The sequence below is a fragment of the Citrobacter sp. Cf118 genome (assembly GCF_030334095.1).
In the GTDB taxonomy this organism is placed as follows: Bacteria; Pseudomonadota; Gammaproteobacteria; order Enterobacterales; family Enterobacteriaceae; genus Citrobacter; species Citrobacter freundii.
The window spans coordinates 106,059-121,550 of the sequence record NZ_JAOWES010000085.1 but is presented as its reverse complement, the minus strand read 5'-3'; the positions used below and the strand labels follow the sequence as shown (position 1 = coordinate 121,550).

The following is a 15,492-nucleotide window of genomic DNA, read 5'->3' as shown; positions in this document are numbered from 1 at the left end:
AGGCAGCCAACAAAGAGGCGTCGTGAAAGACGAAGGAATTCCATCAGAGCTGACAATGGAGGAACCTCAATGTCACAAGATCCTTTCCAGGAACGCGAAGCTGAAAAATACGCGAATCCTATCCCAAGCCGGGAATTTATCCTCGAACATTTAACTAAACGTGAAAAACCGGCCAACCGTGATGAGCTGGCCGCTGAACTCAACATTGAAGGTGAAGAGCAGCAGGAAGCACTGCGCCGCCGTCTGCGCGCGATGGAGCGTGACGGACAACTGGTCTTCACCCGTCGTCAGTGCTATGCGCTGCCGGAGCGTCTCGACCTGCTGAAAGGTACCGTTATTGGCCACCGTGATGGCTACGGCTTTCTGCGCGTTGAAGGCCGCAAAGATGACCTGTACCTGTCCAGCGAGCAGATGAAAACCTGCATTCATGGCGATCAGGTGCTGGCGCAGCCGCTGGGCGCGGACCGTAAAGGTCGTCGCGAAGCGCGTATTGTGCGTGTACTGGTGCCAAAAACCAGCCAAATTGTCGGTCGCTACTTCACCGATGCTGGCGTTGGGTTTGTCGTCCCCGACGACAGCCGTCTGAGTTTCGATATCCTGATCCCGCCGGAAGAGGTGATGGGCGCTCGTATGGGCTTTGTGGTCGTCGTTGAACTGACCCAACGTCCGACTCGCCGCACCAAAGCGGTGGGTAAAATTGTAGAAGTGCTGGGTGACAACATGGGAACCAGCATGGCCGTTGATATGGCCCTGCGTACTCATGAAATCCCATATATCTGGCCGCAGGCTGTTGAGAAACAGGTCGCCGGACTGAAAGAAGAAGTGCCGGAAGAGGCGAAAATAGGACGTGTCGATCTGCGCGACCTGCCGTTGGTGACTATCGATGGCGAAGATGCGCGTGACTTCGACGATGCGGTTTACTGCGAGAAGAAACGCGGCGGCGGCTGGCGTTTATGGGTGGCAATTGCCGACGTAAGCTATTACGTTCGCCCGCCGACTCCGCTGGACCAGGAAGCCCGCAGCCGTGGCACATCCGTTTACTTCCCGTCGCAGGTTGTTCCGATGCTGCCGGAAGTGCTGTCTAACGGATTGTGTTCGCTCAACCCGCAGGTGGACAGGTTGTGTATGGTCTGTGAAATGACCATTTCGTCGAAAGGCCGTTTAACCGGCTTTAAATTCTACGAAGCGGTCATGAGTTCCCATGCACGTCTGACCTACACCAAGGTCTGGCACATGCTGCAGGGCGACCAGGAGCTGCGTGAGCAGTACGCACCGCTGGTCAAACACATTGAAGAGCTGCATAACCTCTACAAAGTGCTGGATAAAGCCCGTGAAGAGCGCGGCGGTATCTCGTTTGAAAGTGAAGAGGCGAAGTTTATCTTCAATGCTGAACGCCGTATTGAGCGTATTGAGCAGACGCAGCGTAATGACGCGCACAAGCTGATTGAAGAGTGCATGATCATGGCGAACATCTCAGCGGCGCGATTCGTTGAGAAAGCCAAAGAGCCAGCGCTGTTCCGTATTCACGATAAGCCGACGACCGAAGCGATTAACTCGTTCCGTTCCGTCCTGGCAGAGCTGGGACTGGAGCTGCCAGGTGGCAACAAACCTGAGCCGCGCGATTACGCTGAACTGCTGGAGTCGATTGCTGACCGTCCTGACGCAGAAATGCTGCAAACCATGCTGCTGCGTTCGATGAAGCAGGCGATTTACGATCCGGAAAACCGTGGTCACTTCGGCCTGGCGCTGCAATCTTATGCACACTTTACTTCACCGATCCGTCGTTACCCGGATCTCTCCTTGCACCGGGCGATTAAGTATCTGCTGGCGCAGGAGCAGGGTCATAAAGGCAACACCACGGAAACGGGTGGCTACCATTATTCGATGGAAGAGATGCTGCAACTGGGTCAGCACTGTTCGATGGCCGAGCGCCGTGCTGACGAAGCCACGCGCGATGTCTCTGACTGGTTGAAGTGCGACTTCATGCTGGATCAGGTGGGGAATGTCTTCAAAGGCGTGATTGCCAGCGTCACCGGATTTGGCTTCTTTGTCCGTCTTGATGAGTTGTTTATCGACGGTCTGGTGCATGTCTCCTCTCTGGATAACGACTACTATCGTTTCGACCAGGTTGGGCAGCGCCTGACGGGGGAATCCAGCGGTCAGATGTATCGCCTGGGCGATCGCGTGGAAGTTCGCGTGGAAGCAGTCAACATGGACGAGCGTAAGATCGACTTTAGCTTGATCTCCAGCGAACGTGCGCCGCGTAATGAAGGTAAAACTGCGCGCGAAAAAGCCAAAAAAAGCGATGCGGGTAAAAATACCGGTAAACGTCGTCAGATGGGCAAAAAGGTGAATTTCGAGCCGGACAGTGCTTTCCGCGGCGAGAAAAAAGGCAGAGCCAAACCTCAGGCGGAAAAGAATGCGGCTGAGAAGAAAGGCGACAAAAAAGCGAAAAAGCCATCGGCAAAAACGCTTAAAATCGCTGCCGCCACCAAAGCTAAACGTGCGGCGAAAAAGAAAGTCGCACAATAACTGCCATAAACAGTAAGTCGGGCAATCTCGTGTTGCCCGCGTTATGCATAAACTATTAACGAGTACATTCATGAGTGAAATGATTTACGGCATCCATGCGGTGCAGGCTCTGCTGGAACGTGCGCCTGAGCGCTTCCAGGACGTCTTTATTCTCAAAGGTCGTGAAGATAAACGCCTGCTGCCGCTGATCCACGCACTGGAAGCACAGGGTGTTGTCATTCAACTGGCTAACCGTCAGTTTCTGGATGAGAAAAGCGAGGGTGCGGTACATCAGGGGATTATTGCTCGCGTGAAGCCTGGGCGTCAGTATCAGGAAAACGATCTGCCGGATCTGATTGCTACGCTCGATCAGCCGTTCTTTTTGATCCTCGATGGCGTCACCGACCCGCATAACCTGGGGGCATGCCTGCGTAGCGCCGATGCCGCTGGCGTACATGCTGTAATCGTACCGAAGGATCGTTCCGCTCAGTTGAATGCGACGGCGAAAAAAGTGGCCTGCGGTGCGGCAGAAAGCGTACCGCTGATCCGCGTGACCAACCTGGCGCGCACCATGCGTATGCTGCAGGAAGAGAATATCTGGATCGTCGGAACCGCTGGTGAAGCCGACCATACTCTCTACCAGAGCAAAATGACCGGACGTCTGGCGTTGGTGATGGGAGCAGAAGGTGAAGGTATGCGCCGTCTGACCCGTGAACACTGTGACGAACTCATCAGCATCCCGATGGCAGGTAGCGTTTCGTCGCTGAACGTTTCAGTTGCGACGGGCATCTGCCTGTTTGAAGCAGTCCGTCAGCGCAGCTAAGCTTAATTTTCGGAAAAAGCCATCCTGATTCGGATGGCTTTTTTTTATCTTAAACAAGTATGATAAAGGCTGAAAAATGATATTTATTTCTAATTAACTAATATATGGGAAATATATGGCATGGAATCCGCAGGTGCTTGCTGAAGCACTACAAACTCTTCAAGAATTAAATATAGATATTGAAAATAATGAGCGGTCATTAATTATTAAAATGAATGATTATGGCGATTTGCCGCTCAGTGTGTTATTTATATCCCGCCAGATTATTATTGAAACCATTATTTGTCCTGTCAGCAGCATTCATCATCAGGATGAATTTAATGTTTTCTTATTACGTAATCAGAAACTCCTTCCACTGTCTTCTGTGGGAATTTCCCGCATTCAGCAGGATGAATATTACGTCGCATTTGGGGCGCTTTCCCTGAACTCATCGTTGGATGATGTGGTCCTGGAGATGACGACGCTTGCGGATAACGCTCTGGATTTGGCTGAAATCACTGAAGAATACACTCACGAATAACAAGGAACGCTATTTATGGGAATTTTAAAAAGCCTGTTTACCCTCGGCAAGTCCGTACTTTCTCAGGCGGAAGAGTCAATTGAAGAAGCGCAGGGTGTGCGGATGCTGGAACAGCATATTCGTGATGCGAAAGGTGAACTGGATAAAGCCGGCAAATCGCGGGTTGACCTGCTGGCACGCGTGAAGATGAGTAATGACAAGTTAAGCGATCTGCGGGCACGCAAATCCAGTCTGGAAACGCGAGTGCTGGAAGCACTGAGTAAAAACGCTAACCCGTCTCTGATTAACGAAGTTGCAGAAGAAATTGCCCGTCTGGAGAATGTCATTACCGCTGAAGAGCAAGTGCTTACTAACCTTGAGGCCTCTCGTGATGGCGTTGAGAAAGCGGTTAGTGCTACCGCTCAACGGATTGCACAGTTCGAGCAGCAACTGGAGGTGGTAAAGGCTACAGAAGCGATGCAGCGCGCCCAGCAGGCCGTGACCACGTCGACCGTGGGCGCGTCTTCCAGCGTGTCTACCGCCGCAGAGTCGCTCAAGCGTTTACAAATGCGCCAGGCAGAGCGTCAGGCGCGTCTGGATGCTGCCGCACAGCTGGAAAAAGTTGCGGATGGGCGTGACCTTGACGAGAAGCTGGCCGAAGCAGGTATTGGCGCAAGCAATAAAAGTTCTGCTCAGGATGTGCTGGCACGATTGCAGCGCCAGCAAGGCGAGTAATCATACGGCGATATATGCCAGCATCGACCGGAGGCTGGCACATCATTAAGGATAAATGATGACGAGTTTTTTCCAGCGTTTATTTGGTAAAGCGGATGTTGCTGCGCCAGTTCGCGGGCCGTTGGGGTTACATCTGAATGCCGGGTTTACGCTCAATACATTGGCATTTCGCCTGTTAGAAGAGGCTTTATTGATCGAATTGCCCGGTGAGGAGTACACCGTTGCTGCAGTCAGCCACATTGATTTAGGCGGCGGAAGTCAGATTTTCCGCTACTACACGTCCGGAGAAGAGTTTCTGCAAATCAATACCACGGGCGGCGCAGACATGGATGATATCGACGATATCAAATTCTTTGTTTATGAAGAAAGCTACGGGATTTCGCAGAAAAAACACTGGCAGTCTGCGATTAGTCCGGCCGCAATAGGCACACCGACGCTCGCCTGGCAGGAAGCGCGCTGGCAGCGCTTTTTTAACGACGAAGAGCCGGGGAATATAGAGCCAGTTTATATGCTGGAAAAAGTGGAAAACCAGCAGCACGCCACGTGGGAAGTGCATAATTTTACCATGGGCTATCAGCGACAGGTTGCTGATGATACCTGGGAATACCTGCTGTTAAACGGTGAAGAGTCGTTCAATGAGCAGGGCGAGCCTGAGTGGGTATTCTCACGGGCGCTGGGCGTGGATATCCCATTGACGTCACTTAATATTATTGGTTAATTTCAGGGAAGGTTTTAATGCACATACTGAGTTCATTACTGGCTTTTGGCGCCTATTTTTTTATTGGCGCAGCCATGGTGATTGTTTTTCTGGTCATCTACTCAAAAATTACGCCGCACAATGAATGGCAGCTGATTAAAAATAACAATATGGCGGCGTCGCTGGCGTTTAGCGGCACGTTGCTGGGTTACGTCATTCCGTTATCCAGCGCGGCAATTAACGCCGTCAGCATCCCGGATTATTTTGCCTGGGGCGGCATCGCGCTAGTGATACAACTGATCATTTACGGCGGCGTGCGTTTATATATGCCGGCACTGAGTGAAAAAATTATTAATCACAACACCGCAGCGGGACTATTTATGGGAACCGCCGCGCTGGCGGGAGGCATTTTTAACGCCGCCTGCATGACATGGTAATGGACGATCATGGCAAGAAAACGTAAATCCGGAAACAAAAACAGAACATCAGGGCATTCTGCTATCACGCGAATCGATCGCCCGGTTAACCCCTTTGTAAGAAAACGCAGTCGTTACAGCGGAAAGTATCTGACGCTGGCTATTATGGGCGGAGCGGCATTTTTTATCCTCAAGGGGTGTAGTGATGACGCAGGGGCAGACAACGATGGCGACGGTACCTTTTACTCCGCGGTGAGTGAATGTATTGACGATGGCAATAGCGCCACCGTTTGTGCTGATGGCTGGAACAATGCGAAAACAGAGTTCTACTCCAACCTGCCAAAGCAGATGAATAAGCAAAGCTGTCAGACCCAGTTTGGCGACTGCTATCTCGACAGCACCGATCAAAGCTGGGTGCCTGTATTCACCGGTTTTTTACTCAGTCGCGTCATTCGTAAAAATAGCGACGAACAGTATGTCTACAGCAGCGGCGGTTCTTCTTATGCTTCGCGCCCGGTCTGGCGCACGACTTCTGGGGATTACAGCTGGCGTTCCGGTAGTGGAAAAAATGATACCGCGACCAGCCATAGCTATACGACAAAGAAAGTTTCGACGGTTTCACGCGGTGGCTACGGACGTTCGTCCAGCGCGCGTGGGCACTGGGGAGGGTAACGATGCTGCGACATGATGTTCCTGTTCGGCAAGATTTGGACAGGATCGCTTACGATCACGGTTTCGATTTTCATATTATCGATAACGAAATCTACTGGGATGAGAGTCGGGCTTACCGCTTTACGCTCAGACAAGTGGAAGAGCAGATCGAAAAACCTACTGCGGAACTGCACCAGATGTGTCTGGATGTCGTCGAACGAGCAGTTAACGACGAACAGATTATGCAGCAACTGGCGATCCCGCCGCTGTACTGGGACGTTATTGCCGAAAGCTGGCGCAATCGCGATCCCTCTCTGTACGGCCGTATGGATTTTGTCTGGTGCGGAAATAAATCGCCGGTCAAGCTGCTGGAGTACAACGCGGATACGCCAACGTCGCTCTATGAGTCAGCGTATTTCCAGTGGTTATGGCTGGAAGATGCGCGTCGCAACGGGGTGATTCCACGCGATGCCGATCAGTACAACGCTATTCAGGAGCGGCTAATATCCCGTTTTGCTGAGCTGTATAGCCCGGATCCCTTCTATTTCTGCTGCTGTGAAGATACCGATGAAGACCGTACCACGGTGCTGTATTTACAGGATTGCGCACAGCAGGCCGGGCAAGAATCGCGATTTATTTACGTTGAGGATCTGGGGCTTGGCGTTGGCGGCGTTCTCACAGACCTTGACGATAACGTCATTCGTCGCGCCTTTAAGCTCTATCCCCTGGAGTGGATGATGCGAGATGAGAATGGCCCCTTGCTGCGCCATCGCCGCGAACAGTGGGTTGAACCGTTGTGGAAGAGCGTGCTCAGCAATAAAGGGTTGATGCCGTTACTGTGGCGTTTCTTTCCCAATCATCCCAACTTGCTACCCGCCTGGTTTGACGGTGAAACGCCACAAATTGCGCCAGGTGAAAGCTATGTGCGCAAACCGATATTCTCCCGCGAGGGAGGAAACGTCACCATTTTTGATGGTCAGCAGCAGGTCGTTGAGCATGCTGAGGGTGATTACGCCGAAGAGCCGATGATCTATCAGGCATTTCAGCCGTTACCGCACTTTGGCGACAGCTACACGCTGATCGGCAGTTGGATCGTAGATGATGAAGCATGTGGTATGGGGATCCGCGAAGATAATACGTTGATCACTAAAGATACGTCTCGTTTTATTCCTCACTATATTGCGGGCTAACCCTACTTTTGTGATCTTCCTCCGTCGCGAATCATGGGGTTCTGACCATACTTAAGGCGACGTCCATTGACGGAGGGAAACACAATGCACTGGCAAACGCATACCGTTTTTAACCAACCTGTACCGCTCAATAACAGTAACTTATATTTGTCCGACGGCGCGCTGTGCGAAGCGGTTATCCGTGAAGGCGCTGGCTGGGATAGCGATCTTCTCGCCAGTATTGGTCAGCAGCTAGGGACTGCCGAGTCGCTCGAACTTGGTCGTCTGGCCAATGCTTTTCCACCTGAACTATTGCGCTACGACCCGCAGGGGCTGCGGCTGGATGATGTGCGTTTTCATCCTGCCTGGCATTTGCTGATGCAGGGATTGTGCGCCAACCGCGTACATAATCTGGCCTGGGAAGAAGACGCGAGGCAGGGAACATTTGTTGCCCGGGCGGCGCGTTTCATGCTGCATGCGCAGGTTGAAGCAGGCACGTTGTGTCCGGTGACCATGACGTTTGCCGCTACGCCGCTGTTACTTCAAATGTTACCCGCCCCCTTTCACGACTGGCTGACGCCGCTGCTAAGCGACCGTTATGACTCGCATTTACTGCCCGCAGGGCAAAAGCGTGGGCTGCTGATTGGTATGGGTATGACCGAAAAACAGGGTGGTTCAGATGTGCTGAGCAATACCACTCAGGCAGAACGTCTTGTCGACGGCTCGTATCGGCTGGTGGGACATAAGTGGTTTTTCTCCGTACCGCAAAGCGATGCCCATTTGGTGCTGGCCCAGGCAAAGGGCGGCTTATCCTGCTTTTTTGTACCGCGATTTTTACCTGACGGGCAGCGTAATGCCATCCGTCTTGAACGACTGAAAGATAAGTTAGGCAACCGCTCCAACGCCAGCTGCGAGGTTGAATTCCACGATGCGATTGGCTGGCTATTGGGCGAAGAAGGGGAGGGTATCCGCCATATCCTGAAGATGGGCGGGATGACGCGTTTTGACTGCGCGCTCGGCAGTCACGGCATGATGCGACGTGCTTTTTCCATCGCGATTTATCATGCGCACCAGCGACAGGTTTTTGGCAAGCCATTGATTGAACAGCCGATGATGCGTCAGGTATTAGGCCGGATGGCGCTCCAACTGGAAGGTCAGACGGCGCTACTGTTTCGACTGGCGAGGGCCTGGGACCGTCGTGCTGATGCCAAAGAAGCGCTGTGGGCCAGGCTGTTCACGCCTGCGGTGAAATTCTCAGTTTGCAAGGTCGGTATGCCGTTTGTGGCTGAGGCGATGGAAGTGCTGGGCGGGATTGGCTATTGCGAGGAGAGTGAGCTGCCGCGCCTGTATCGTGAGATGCCGGTAAACAGTATCTGGGAAGGCTCCGGCAACATTATGTGCCTTGATGTATTGCGGGTACTGACAAAACAACCCGGCATCTACGATATGCTCAGCGAAGCCTTTGCGGAGGTAAAGGGGCAGGATCGGCATTACGATCGAATGGTGCGTCAGTTGCAGCAGCGTTTACGTAAACCCAGTGAGGCATTGGGACGGGAGATTACGCAGCAGCTTTTCCTGCTCGGTTGCGGGGCGCAGATGTTGCGTTATTCTTCTCCGCCAGTGGCGCAGGCCTGGTGCCAAATGATGCTTGATACGCGGGGTGGACTACGATTGTCTGAACAGGTGCTGAACGATTTGCTCCTGCGGGCAACGGGGGGGTTACGGTAATAACTTGCCTGATGGCGACGCGGGTGCGTCTTATCATGCCTACGCTCAGTCCAGGTCAGATAAGTTTACGCCATCCGGCAATCTGTTACGCATAAAGTATGGCCTGTACGCGCCAGTTGTCGGGCTGCTGGTCTTCGTACATCTGAATGATCCGATACCATGAGGCACCTTGTTCATCCGCTTTTAACGCGATTACACGTTCTACATCCTGCAGATTTCCTGCAATGTTACTGACAGAGATCAGGCCAATTTCGTTCAGGCCCGTAACGCAGTCAGCACTGGCGAATTCGGCAGACTGCGCCGTAGTGCCTGCCAGTCCGGCAGAAAGCAGCAGTGAGGATAAGGCAAGAGATTGTTTCATCGTCAGCTCCATTATTCGTACCCCTACACACGGCAGGGCATTCCATCGCGATAATAAACCTCAAGCTTCCTGCTGTTGGTTTATTGTGCACAGGTAAACGCATAGAGGCGCAAAGCAATGTAAAGCTGACTAAATTTCAACCCAATGTTATTTACGATACAAAATTGCCTGTGAATACCATTGGCCTGTCACGATGGTTTCATCTACTAATAGAACCACGTAGTAATCAGCTTTAGCCGCGACGGCTTTGGCACGGATCTCTGCCAGCGCATCATCCGGAGAGCCTCTTACCAGCGCGCTAACCGTCCCTAATCGCTGTAACCCATTACTCTGGTCACGGCGGATCTCCTGCGGGTGGTCGGCAACGGGCGGTGCGGGTTGCGGCGTTCCCTGTAGCACGCTACAGGCGCTTAAAAACATAACCAGCAACAAAGAGGCAAACCGACGCATAACTCTATCTCGTTTCCTGATAGCCATAGTGTAGTGCCTTATTAATTTCCCTTTAGGGGAATGTTCCCGAATTGTTATCTCTCACGCGATTTTCGAATGAAAATGTTGCGAAAGCGTAACCCAGTTCTCAACATTATGAATCATTACCGACCACATTCGCTTGCGTTAAGTATTGCTGCATGGCATACCAGAAAAAAAGGGGCAACAAATGATAGAAATTGAGACACGACAGTTAGCTGGTATCCCTGTCCTGCACGCCGTTCCGGCTGGTAAACGCGAATGTTCACTCCCTTGTATTCTCTTTTATCACGGGTTTACATCTTCAAGTCTGGTCTACAGTTATTTTGCCGTTGCGCTGGCTCAGGCCGGGTTTCGCGTCGTCATGCCAGATGCGCCCGAACATGGCGCCCGATTTAACGGTAATGCTCAGGAGCGAATGTTCCGCTTCTGGCATATATTGCAGCAAAACATGCAGGAGTTTACGACGTTACGTGCGGCTCTGGTGGCAGAAAATTGGCTTTCAGATGAGCGGCTTGCCGTCGGTGGGGCATCAATGGGAGGAATGACTGCATTGGGCATAATGGCGCGTCATCCTGAGGTTAAATGTGTAGCCAGCCTGATGGGCTCAGGATATTTTACCCGGCTTGCGCAGACGCTTTTTCCTCCTTTACTGGTTCAGACCCCAGAGCAACAGGTGGAATTTGATGCCGTTATCGCCCCGCTTGCCGAATGGGACGTTACGCATCAGTTGCCACGCCTCGCCGACAGGCCGTTGCTGCTGTGGCATGGACAGGATGATGATGTTGTACCGGCTGTTGAAACCTTCCGCTTACAGCAAGCGCTGATTCAGGCAGGTTTGGACAACAATCTGACCTGCCTGTGGGAAGCGGGCGTACGACATCGCATCACGCCAGAAGCGTTGGCCGCAACAGTGACGTTTTTCCGCCAGCACCTTTAAACACGCATAATGCTCACGCCCTGAGCTTCAAGCTGTTGCAGAATCTCAGGGTTCGCGTTTTTACCGGTAATGAGCATATCGATTTGATCGGCGCGACTGAACAGCATCCCCGCGCGTTCACCGACCTTACTGCTATCGACCAGTACCACCAGTTTGCCTACCACGTTAAGCATCTTCTGCTCGGCCATCGCGGTCAGCATATCGGTTTTATACAGTCCGTCCGCGGTCAACCCTTTGCCGCTGGTAAACATCCAGTGTCCGGCATACAGGCTATTTTCACTGCCTTGCGGGCTAAGCGTGATGGATTGGCTTTTGTTGTATTGCCCGCCCATGATGATCACGCTGTCATGCTCCTGGTCGATCAGATAGTTCGCCAGCGGCAGATAATTGGTGATGATCTGCACCGGCTTGCCGCACATTTCGCGACCCAGCAGGAAAGCGGTCGATCCGCAGTTGATCACTACGCTTTCACCCGCATTCACAAGCTGGGATGCTGCCTTGGCAATGCGAACTTTTTCATCGTGGTTCTGCGCCTGGTGCAGATTCATTGGCGTCCAGCGCGGTCTCTGTTGGGTAATAGCTTCTGCGCCGTTGCGTACTTTCTTGAGTTTGCCGCTTTCGTCGAGCTTGTTGATGTCCCGGCGCGCTGTGGCGGGTGAAATCCCCAGACGCTCAATTACGTTTTCAACGGTAACAAAGCCCAACTGCGCCAGCATATCCAGCAATATTTGATGTCTTTGTGCTTCAGTCATGAGCTATTCCGATACAAATTGATTTGAAAAGATGATATTTGAAATAGCCTGGAAATACTAAAGTAAATGGGAAAAAATGCCGGGATGGCCCGGCATTTTGTGTGGATCACAAGAACGATTTAAACGGTAAATCCGGTTCAATGGTGAAGCAGTCATCAAAGCCGCGCGGATAGTGATATTCAAAGTTATCTTTGTCCAGCGGCCAGGTGAACTTGCCACCTACCTGCCAGATGAATGGCTTAAAGCCATACTTAAGGCGATCTTTTTTCATCTCCCACAGTACGCGGATCTCCTGTGGATCGGCCTGAAAGTTTGACCAGATATCATGATGGAAAGGGATCACCACTTTTGTATTCAGGGCCTCCGCCATACGCAGCATGTCAGAACTGGTCATTTTGTCCGTAATACCCCGTGGGTTCTCGCCGTAGGATCCGAGTGCGACGTCGATCTGGTGCTCGTTGCCATGCTTTGCATAGTAGTTGGAGTAGTGTGAGTCGCCGCTATGATAAAGCGTACCGCCCGGCGTTTTGAACAGATAGTTTACGGCGCGGGCATCCATACCATCCGGCAGCACGCCAGCGGCTTTTTGATCGGCGGGCAGGGTGATTAACGCAGTACGATCGAACGCATCAAGCGCATGAATTTCAATATCTTTCACTTTCACCACATCGCCTGGTTTTACCACGATGCAGCGCTCTTTTGGTACACCCCAACCGATCCACAGATCCACACAAGTCTGCGGTCCAATAAACGGCACGTCGTCGGCACAGTTCTGCATGACGGCTGCCGCAACATTTACGTCGATGTGATCGTTATGATCGTGTGTGGCCAGCACCGCATCGATCTGACGAATGGCAAACGGATCAAGAACAAACGGCGTGGTGCGCAGGTTTGGCTGCAGCTTCTTCACCCCTGCCATGCGTTGCATCTGGTGACCGGTTTTCATCAGCGGGTTACCGTGACTCTGTTTGCCCGTGCCGCACCAGAAATCGACGCAGACGTTAGTCCCGCCTTCCGACTTCAGCCAAATTCCGGTACAGCCGAGCCACCACATCGCGAAAGTACCTGGTGCGACCTGTTCCTGCTCGATCTCTTCATTCAGCCAGCTTCCCCACTCCGGGAATGTGCTCAGGATCCATGATTCACGCGTGATGCTTTTTACTTTACTCATCGCAATTACCTTCATGTTTGTTCAAGTTGAATCAAATTTTGATTTGTTTTGATTGATACTGACATCATTTTCTCAAGAAGGCAATGCGTTGATTTTTGGTGTTGAATGAAAAATTGTTAACAAATTACAACGTGACAAGATGGTTTATATGAAATGTATTTTTGTATTTTATTGTTTTGATTGGTTTTATTTTGAATTGAATGAATTAGGAGTAAATCCACTCTGCAAGTAAGAGAATTATTTGCGTACTGCATCACATTTAATCAAATTCAATCTTGTTGTGATTACTTTTGAAAATTAGAGTGAGGGCACAACATCCTGGGCATCTGTAATGAATGTTCAGCAACTTCGTCTACTGGAGATCGTTATGGAGATCCTCTACAACATCTTTACCGTCTTTTTTAATCAGGTCATGACCAATGCACCGTTGCTGTTGGGTATTGTGACCTGCCTCGGCTACATCCTGTTGCGTAAAAGTGTCAGCGTTATTATCAAAGGCACGATCAAAACGATTATTGGTTTTATGTTATTGCAGGCAGGGTCGGGCATTCTGACCAGCACGTTTAAACCGGTAGTGGCGAAGATGTCCGAGGTTTACGGTATCAACGGTGCGATTTCCGATACCTATGCCTCCATGATGGCAACCATCGAACGTATGGGGGATGCCTATAGCTGGGTAGGGTACGCGGTACTGTTGGCGCTGGCGCTAAACATTTGTTACGTGCTGCTACGGCGGATTACCGGTATTCGTACCATCATGCTGACCGGGCACATCATGTTCCAGCAGGCGGGCCTGATCGCCGTCTCTTTCTACATCTTTGGCTATTCCATGTGGACCACCATCATCTGTACCGCGGTGCTGGTGTCGCTCTACTGGGGCATTACCTCCAATATGATGTACAAGCCGACCCAGGAAGTGACCGACGGCTGTGGTTTTTCCATCGGTCACCAGCAGCAGTTCGCCTCCTGGATTGCTTACAAAGTCGCGCCGTATCTGGGTAAGAAAGAGGAGAGCGTAGAAGATCTCAAGCTGCCAGGCTGGCTGAATATCTTCCATGACAACATCGTTTCTACCGCGATTGTGATGACCATCTTCTTCGGGGCGATCCTGCTCTCTTTCGGCATTGATGTGGTTCAGGCGATGGCGGGTAAAACCCACTGGACCGTGTATATCCTGCAAACCGGTTTTTCGTTTGCTGTCGCTATCTTCATCATCACCCAGGGCGTACGTATGTTCGTTGCTGAACTTTCAGAAGCGTTCAACGGTATCTCTCAACGTCTGATCCCGGGCGCGGTACTGGCCATCGACTGCGCGGCGATTTATAGCTTTGCTCCTAACGCGGTGGTCTGGGGCTTTATGTGTGGGACCATCGGCCAACTGATTGCGGTGGGCATCCTTGTGGCCTGCGGCTCTTCCATTCTGATTATCCCAGGCTTTATCCCGATGTTCTTCTCGAACGCCACTATCGGCGTATTTGCTAACCACTTTGGCGGTTGGCGCGCAGCGCTCAAGATTTGCCTGGTGATGGGGATGATCGAAATCTTCGGCTGCGTCTGGGCGGTGAAGCTCACCGGTATGAGCGCCTGGATGGGCATGGCGGACTGGTCAATTCTGGCACCGCCGATGATGCAAGGCTTTGCCTCCATCGGCATCGTGTTTATGGCCGTCATTATTCTGATTGCACTGGCTTATATGTTTTTCGCAGGACGCACGTTGCGTGCTGAGGAAGACGCAGAAAAACAACTGGCAGAACACTCTGCTTAATAAGGAGTTCCGATTATGACCGTACGTATTCTGGCTGTGTGTGGCAATGGGCAGGGCAGTTCCATGATCATGAAAATGAAGGTGGACCAGTTTTTAACCCAGTCAAATATTGACCATACGGTAAACAGCTGCGCCGTGGGTGAATACAAAAGTGAACTGAGCGGCGCGGATATTATCATCGCCTCTACGCATATCGCCGGTGAGATTACCGTTTCTGGCAATAAATATGTCGTTGGCGTACGCAACATGCTGTCTCCTGCCGATTTTGGACCAAAACTGCTGGAAGTGATCAAAGCGCATTTTCCGCAGGACGTGAAGTAAGGGGCGGCATATGAAATTACGTGACTCGCTGGCAGACAATAGTTCCATCCTTTTGCAAGCCGAGGCCAGTACCTGGCAGGAAGCGGTAAAGCTTGGCGTGGATCTGCTGGTTAAGGCTGATGTGGTTGAACCACGCTACTACCAGGCCATCCTTGATGGCGTTGAGCAGTTTGGCCCGTACTTTGTGATTGCGCCAGGCCTGGCGATGCCGCACGGCCGTCCGGAGGAAGGGGTCAAGAAAACCGGTTTTGCGCTGGTGACGCTGAAAACGCCACTGGTGTTTAACCACGAAGATAACGACCCGGTCGACATTCTGATCACGATGGCGGCAGTTGACGCTAACACGCATCAGGAAGTGGGCATCATGCAGATCGTGAATCTCTTTGATGACGAAGCCAATTTCGACCGTTTACGCGCCTGCCGCACCGCGCAGGAAGTGTTGGATTTAATTGATAACGCCACTGCGGCGGCTGTTTAAAAGGATA

General features: G+C 51.8%; 17 protein-coding genes. 13 read left to right on the top strand and 4 right to left on the bottom strand.

All coding sequences use genetic code 11. The annotated features are described in order from the left end of the window. Positions 1-69: 69 nt before the first annotated feature. The 9 genes from rnr (at position 70) to OGX67_RS13725 (ending at position 9,229) form a co-directional block, all read left to right on the top strand. Positions 70-2,532 (top strand): ribonuclease R, encoded by a 2,463-nt coding sequence (gene rnr / locus OGX67_RS13765; protein WP_003025612.1) that lies wholly within the window; start codon positions 70-72, stop codon positions 2,530-2,532. A gap of 70 nt (positions 2,533-2,602) precedes the next feature. Continuing rightward, positions 2,603-3,334, top strand: a complete 732-nt coding sequence (gene rlmB / locus OGX67_RS13760; protein ID WP_003025615.1) for a 23S rRNA (guanosine(2251)-2'-O)-methyltransferase RlmB — start codon at positions 2,603-2,605, stop codon at positions 3,332-3,334. A gap of 115 nt (positions 3,335-3,449) precedes the next feature. Further along, positions 3,450-3,854 carry a YjfI family protein gene (locus OGX67_RS13755; RefSeq protein WP_257651298.1) on the top strand — a complete coding sequence of 135 codons (405 nt, stop codon included), beginning with the start codon at positions 3,450-3,452 and terminating at the stop codon, positions 3,852-3,854. Between the two features lie 15 nt (positions 3,855-3,869). Continuing rightward, positions 3,870-4,568 carry a PspA/IM30 family protein gene (locus OGX67_RS13750; RefSeq protein ID WP_086504830.1) on the top strand — a complete coding sequence of 233 codons (699 nt, stop codon included), beginning with the start codon at positions 3,870-3,872 and terminating at the stop codon, positions 4,566-4,568. 58 nt (positions 4,569-4,626) lie between these two features. Next, positions 4,627-5,286 carry a YjfK family protein gene (locus tag OGX67_RS13745; protein WP_061547583.1) on the top strand — a complete coding sequence of 220 codons (660 nt, stop codon included), beginning with the start codon at positions 4,627-4,629 and terminating at the stop codon, positions 5,284-5,286. Positions 5,287-5,303: 17 nt separating this feature from the next. Further along, positions 5,304-5,702 carry a DUF350 domain-containing protein gene (locus OGX67_RS13740; RefSeq protein ID WP_061547582.1) on the top strand — a complete coding sequence of 133 codons (399 nt, stop codon included), beginning with the start codon at positions 5,304-5,306 and terminating at the stop codon, positions 5,700-5,702. A gap of 9 nt (positions 5,703-5,711) precedes the next feature. Beyond that, complete coding sequence (locus tag OGX67_RS13735; protein WP_286526659.1) at positions 5,712-6,353, top strand: DUF1190 domain-containing protein; 642 nt, start codon at positions 5,712-5,714, stop codon at positions 6,351-6,353. A 2-nt stretch (positions 6,354-6,355) separates the two neighbouring features. Further along, positions 6,356-7,522, top strand: coding sequence for a glutathionylspermidine synthase family protein (locus OGX67_RS13730; RefSeq protein WP_032948382.1), 1,167 nt, complete (start codon positions 6,356-6,358; stop codon positions 7,520-7,522). A gap of 84 nt (positions 7,523-7,606) precedes the next feature. Further along, the gene (locus OGX67_RS13725; protein ID WP_286526656.1) at positions 7,607-9,229 is read left to right on the top strand and encodes an isovaleryl-CoA dehydrogenase; all 1,623 of its coding nucleotides are present in this window, start codon (positions 7,607-7,609) and stop codon (positions 9,227-9,229) included. Positions 9,230-9,314: 85 nt separating this feature from the next. Here OGX67_RS13725 and yjfN read toward each other — a convergent pair whose 3' ends face one another. Both yjfN and bsmA read right to left on the bottom strand, forming a co-directional pair. Next, positions 9,315-9,590, bottom strand: coding sequence for a DUF1471 family protease activator YjfN (gene yjfN / locus OGX67_RS13720; RefSeq protein ID WP_003025637.1), 276 nt, complete (start codon positions 9,588-9,590; stop codon positions 9,315-9,317). Between the two features lie 147 nt (positions 9,591-9,737). Next, positions 9,738-10,067, bottom strand: coding sequence for a biofilm peroxide resistance protein BsmA (bsmA, locus tag OGX67_RS13715; RefSeq protein ID WP_003025640.1), 330 nt, complete (start codon positions 10,065-10,067; stop codon positions 9,738-9,740). Positions 10,068-10,248: 181 nt separating this feature from the next. On the opposite strand from bsmA, the gene yjfP reads away from it, so the two are divergent. After that, the gene (gene yjfP / locus OGX67_RS13710; RefSeq protein WP_048219860.1) at positions 10,249-10,998 is read left to right on the top strand and encodes an esterase; all 750 of its coding nucleotides are present in this window, start codon (positions 10,249-10,251) and stop codon (positions 10,996-10,998) included. On the opposite strand, the gene ulaR is transcribed toward yjfP, so the two are convergent. Together ulaR and ulaG are read right to left on the bottom strand one after the other, a co-directional pair. Continuing rightward, positions 10,995-11,750 (bottom strand): HTH-type transcriptional regulator UlaR, encoded by a 756-nt coding sequence (gene ulaR / locus OGX67_RS13705; RefSeq protein WP_003025646.1) that lies wholly within the window; start codon positions 11,748-11,750, stop codon positions 10,995-10,997. The two genes, yjfP and ulaR, sit on opposite strands and share 4 nt — an antisense overlap. A 106-nt stretch (positions 11,751-11,856) precedes the next feature. Then, positions 11,857-12,921 (bottom strand): L-ascorbate 6-phosphate lactonase, encoded by a 1,065-nt coding sequence (gene ulaG / locus OGX67_RS13700; RefSeq protein WP_003025649.1) that lies wholly within the window; start codon positions 12,919-12,921, stop codon positions 11,857-11,859. A 367-nt stretch (positions 12,922-13,288) separates the two neighbouring features. Here ulaG and ulaA point away from each other — a divergent pair, with 367 nt between their 5' ends. Genes ulaA through ulaC form a run of 3 tightly spaced genes read left to right on the top strand, consistent with a single transcriptional unit; the run spans position 13,289 to position 15,485 of the window. Next, the gene (gene ulaA / locus OGX67_RS13695) at positions 13,289-14,686 is read left to right on the top strand and encodes a PTS ascorbate transporter subunit IIC (protein WP_257651304.1); all 1,398 of its coding nucleotides are present in this window, start codon (positions 13,289-13,291) and stop codon (positions 14,684-14,686) included. Between the two features lie 15 nt (positions 14,687-14,701). Continuing rightward, positions 14,702-15,007 carry a PTS ascorbate transporter subunit IIB gene (ulaB, locus tag OGX67_RS13690; RefSeq protein WP_003025655.1) on the top strand — a complete coding sequence of 102 codons (306 nt, stop codon included), beginning with the start codon at positions 14,702-14,704 and terminating at the stop codon, positions 15,005-15,007. Positions 15,008-15,017: 10 nt separating this feature from the next. Next, positions 15,018-15,485 (top strand): PTS ascorbate transporter subunit IIA, encoded by a 468-nt coding sequence (ulaC, locus tag OGX67_RS13685; protein ID WP_003025658.1) that lies wholly within the window; start codon positions 15,018-15,020, stop codon positions 15,483-15,485. Positions 15,486-15,492: the final 7 nt, after the last annotated feature.

Bases quoted from the DNA above. Each gene is read 5' to 3' on its own strand.
- ulaA (WP_257651304.1), top strand. From the start codon at position 13,289: ATGGAGATCCTCTACAACATCTTTACCGTCTTTTTTAATCAGGTCATG.
- OGX67_RS13735 (WP_286526659.1), top strand. From the start codon at position 5,712: ATGGCAAGAAAACGTAAATCCGGAAACAAAAACAGAACATCAGGGCAT.
- OGX67_RS13725 (WP_286526656.1), top strand. From the start codon at position 7,607: ATGCACTGGCAAACGCATACCGTTTTTAACCAACCTGTACCGCTCAAT.
- yjfN (WP_003025637.1), bottom strand. From the start codon at position 9,590: ATGAAACAATCTCTTGCCTTATCCTCACTGCTGCTTTCTGCCGGACTG.
- ulaR (WP_003025646.1), bottom strand. From the start codon at position 11,750: ATGACTGAAGCACAAAGACATCAAATATTGCTGGATATGCTGGCGCAG.
- ulaG (WP_003025649.1), bottom strand. From the start codon at position 12,921: ATGAGTAAAGTAAAAAGCATCACGCGTGAATCATGGATCCTGAGCACA.
- ulaC (WP_003025658.1), top strand. From the start codon at position 15,018: ATGAAATTACGTGACTCGCTGGCAGACAATAGTTCCATCCTTTTGCAA.
- yjfP (WP_048219860.1), top strand. From the start codon at position 10,249: ATGATAGAAATTGAGACACGACAGTTAGCTGGTATCCCTGTCCTGCAC.
- bsmA (WP_003025640.1), bottom strand. From the start codon at position 10,067: ATGGCTATCAGGAAACGAGATAGAGTTATGCGTCGGTTTGCCTCTTTG.
- rlmB (WP_003025615.1), top strand. From the start codon at position 2,603: ATGAGTGAAATGATTTACGGCATCCATGCGGTGCAGGCTCTGCTGGAA.
- OGX67_RS13750 (WP_086504830.1), top strand. From the start codon at position 3,870: ATGGGAATTTTAAAAAGCCTGTTTACCCTCGGCAAGTCCGTACTTTCT.
- OGX67_RS13755 (WP_257651298.1), top strand. From the start codon at position 3,450: ATGGCATGGAATCCGCAGGTGCTTGCTGAAGCACTACAAACTCTTCAA.
- OGX67_RS13745 (WP_061547583.1), top strand. From the start codon at position 4,627: ATGACGAGTTTTTTCCAGCGTTTATTTGGTAAAGCGGATGTTGCTGCG.
- ulaB (WP_003025655.1), top strand. From the start codon at position 14,702: ATGACCGTACGTATTCTGGCTGTGTGTGGCAATGGGCAGGGCAGTTCC.
- rnr (WP_003025612.1), top strand. From the start codon at position 70: ATGTCACAAGATCCTTTCCAGGAACGCGAAGCTGAAAAATACGCGAAT.
- OGX67_RS13740 (WP_061547582.1), top strand. From the start codon at position 5,304: ATGCACATACTGAGTTCATTACTGGCTTTTGGCGCCTATTTTTTTATT.
- OGX67_RS13730 (WP_032948382.1), top strand. From the start codon at position 6,356: ATGCTGCGACATGATGTTCCTGTTCGGCAAGATTTGGACAGGATCGCT.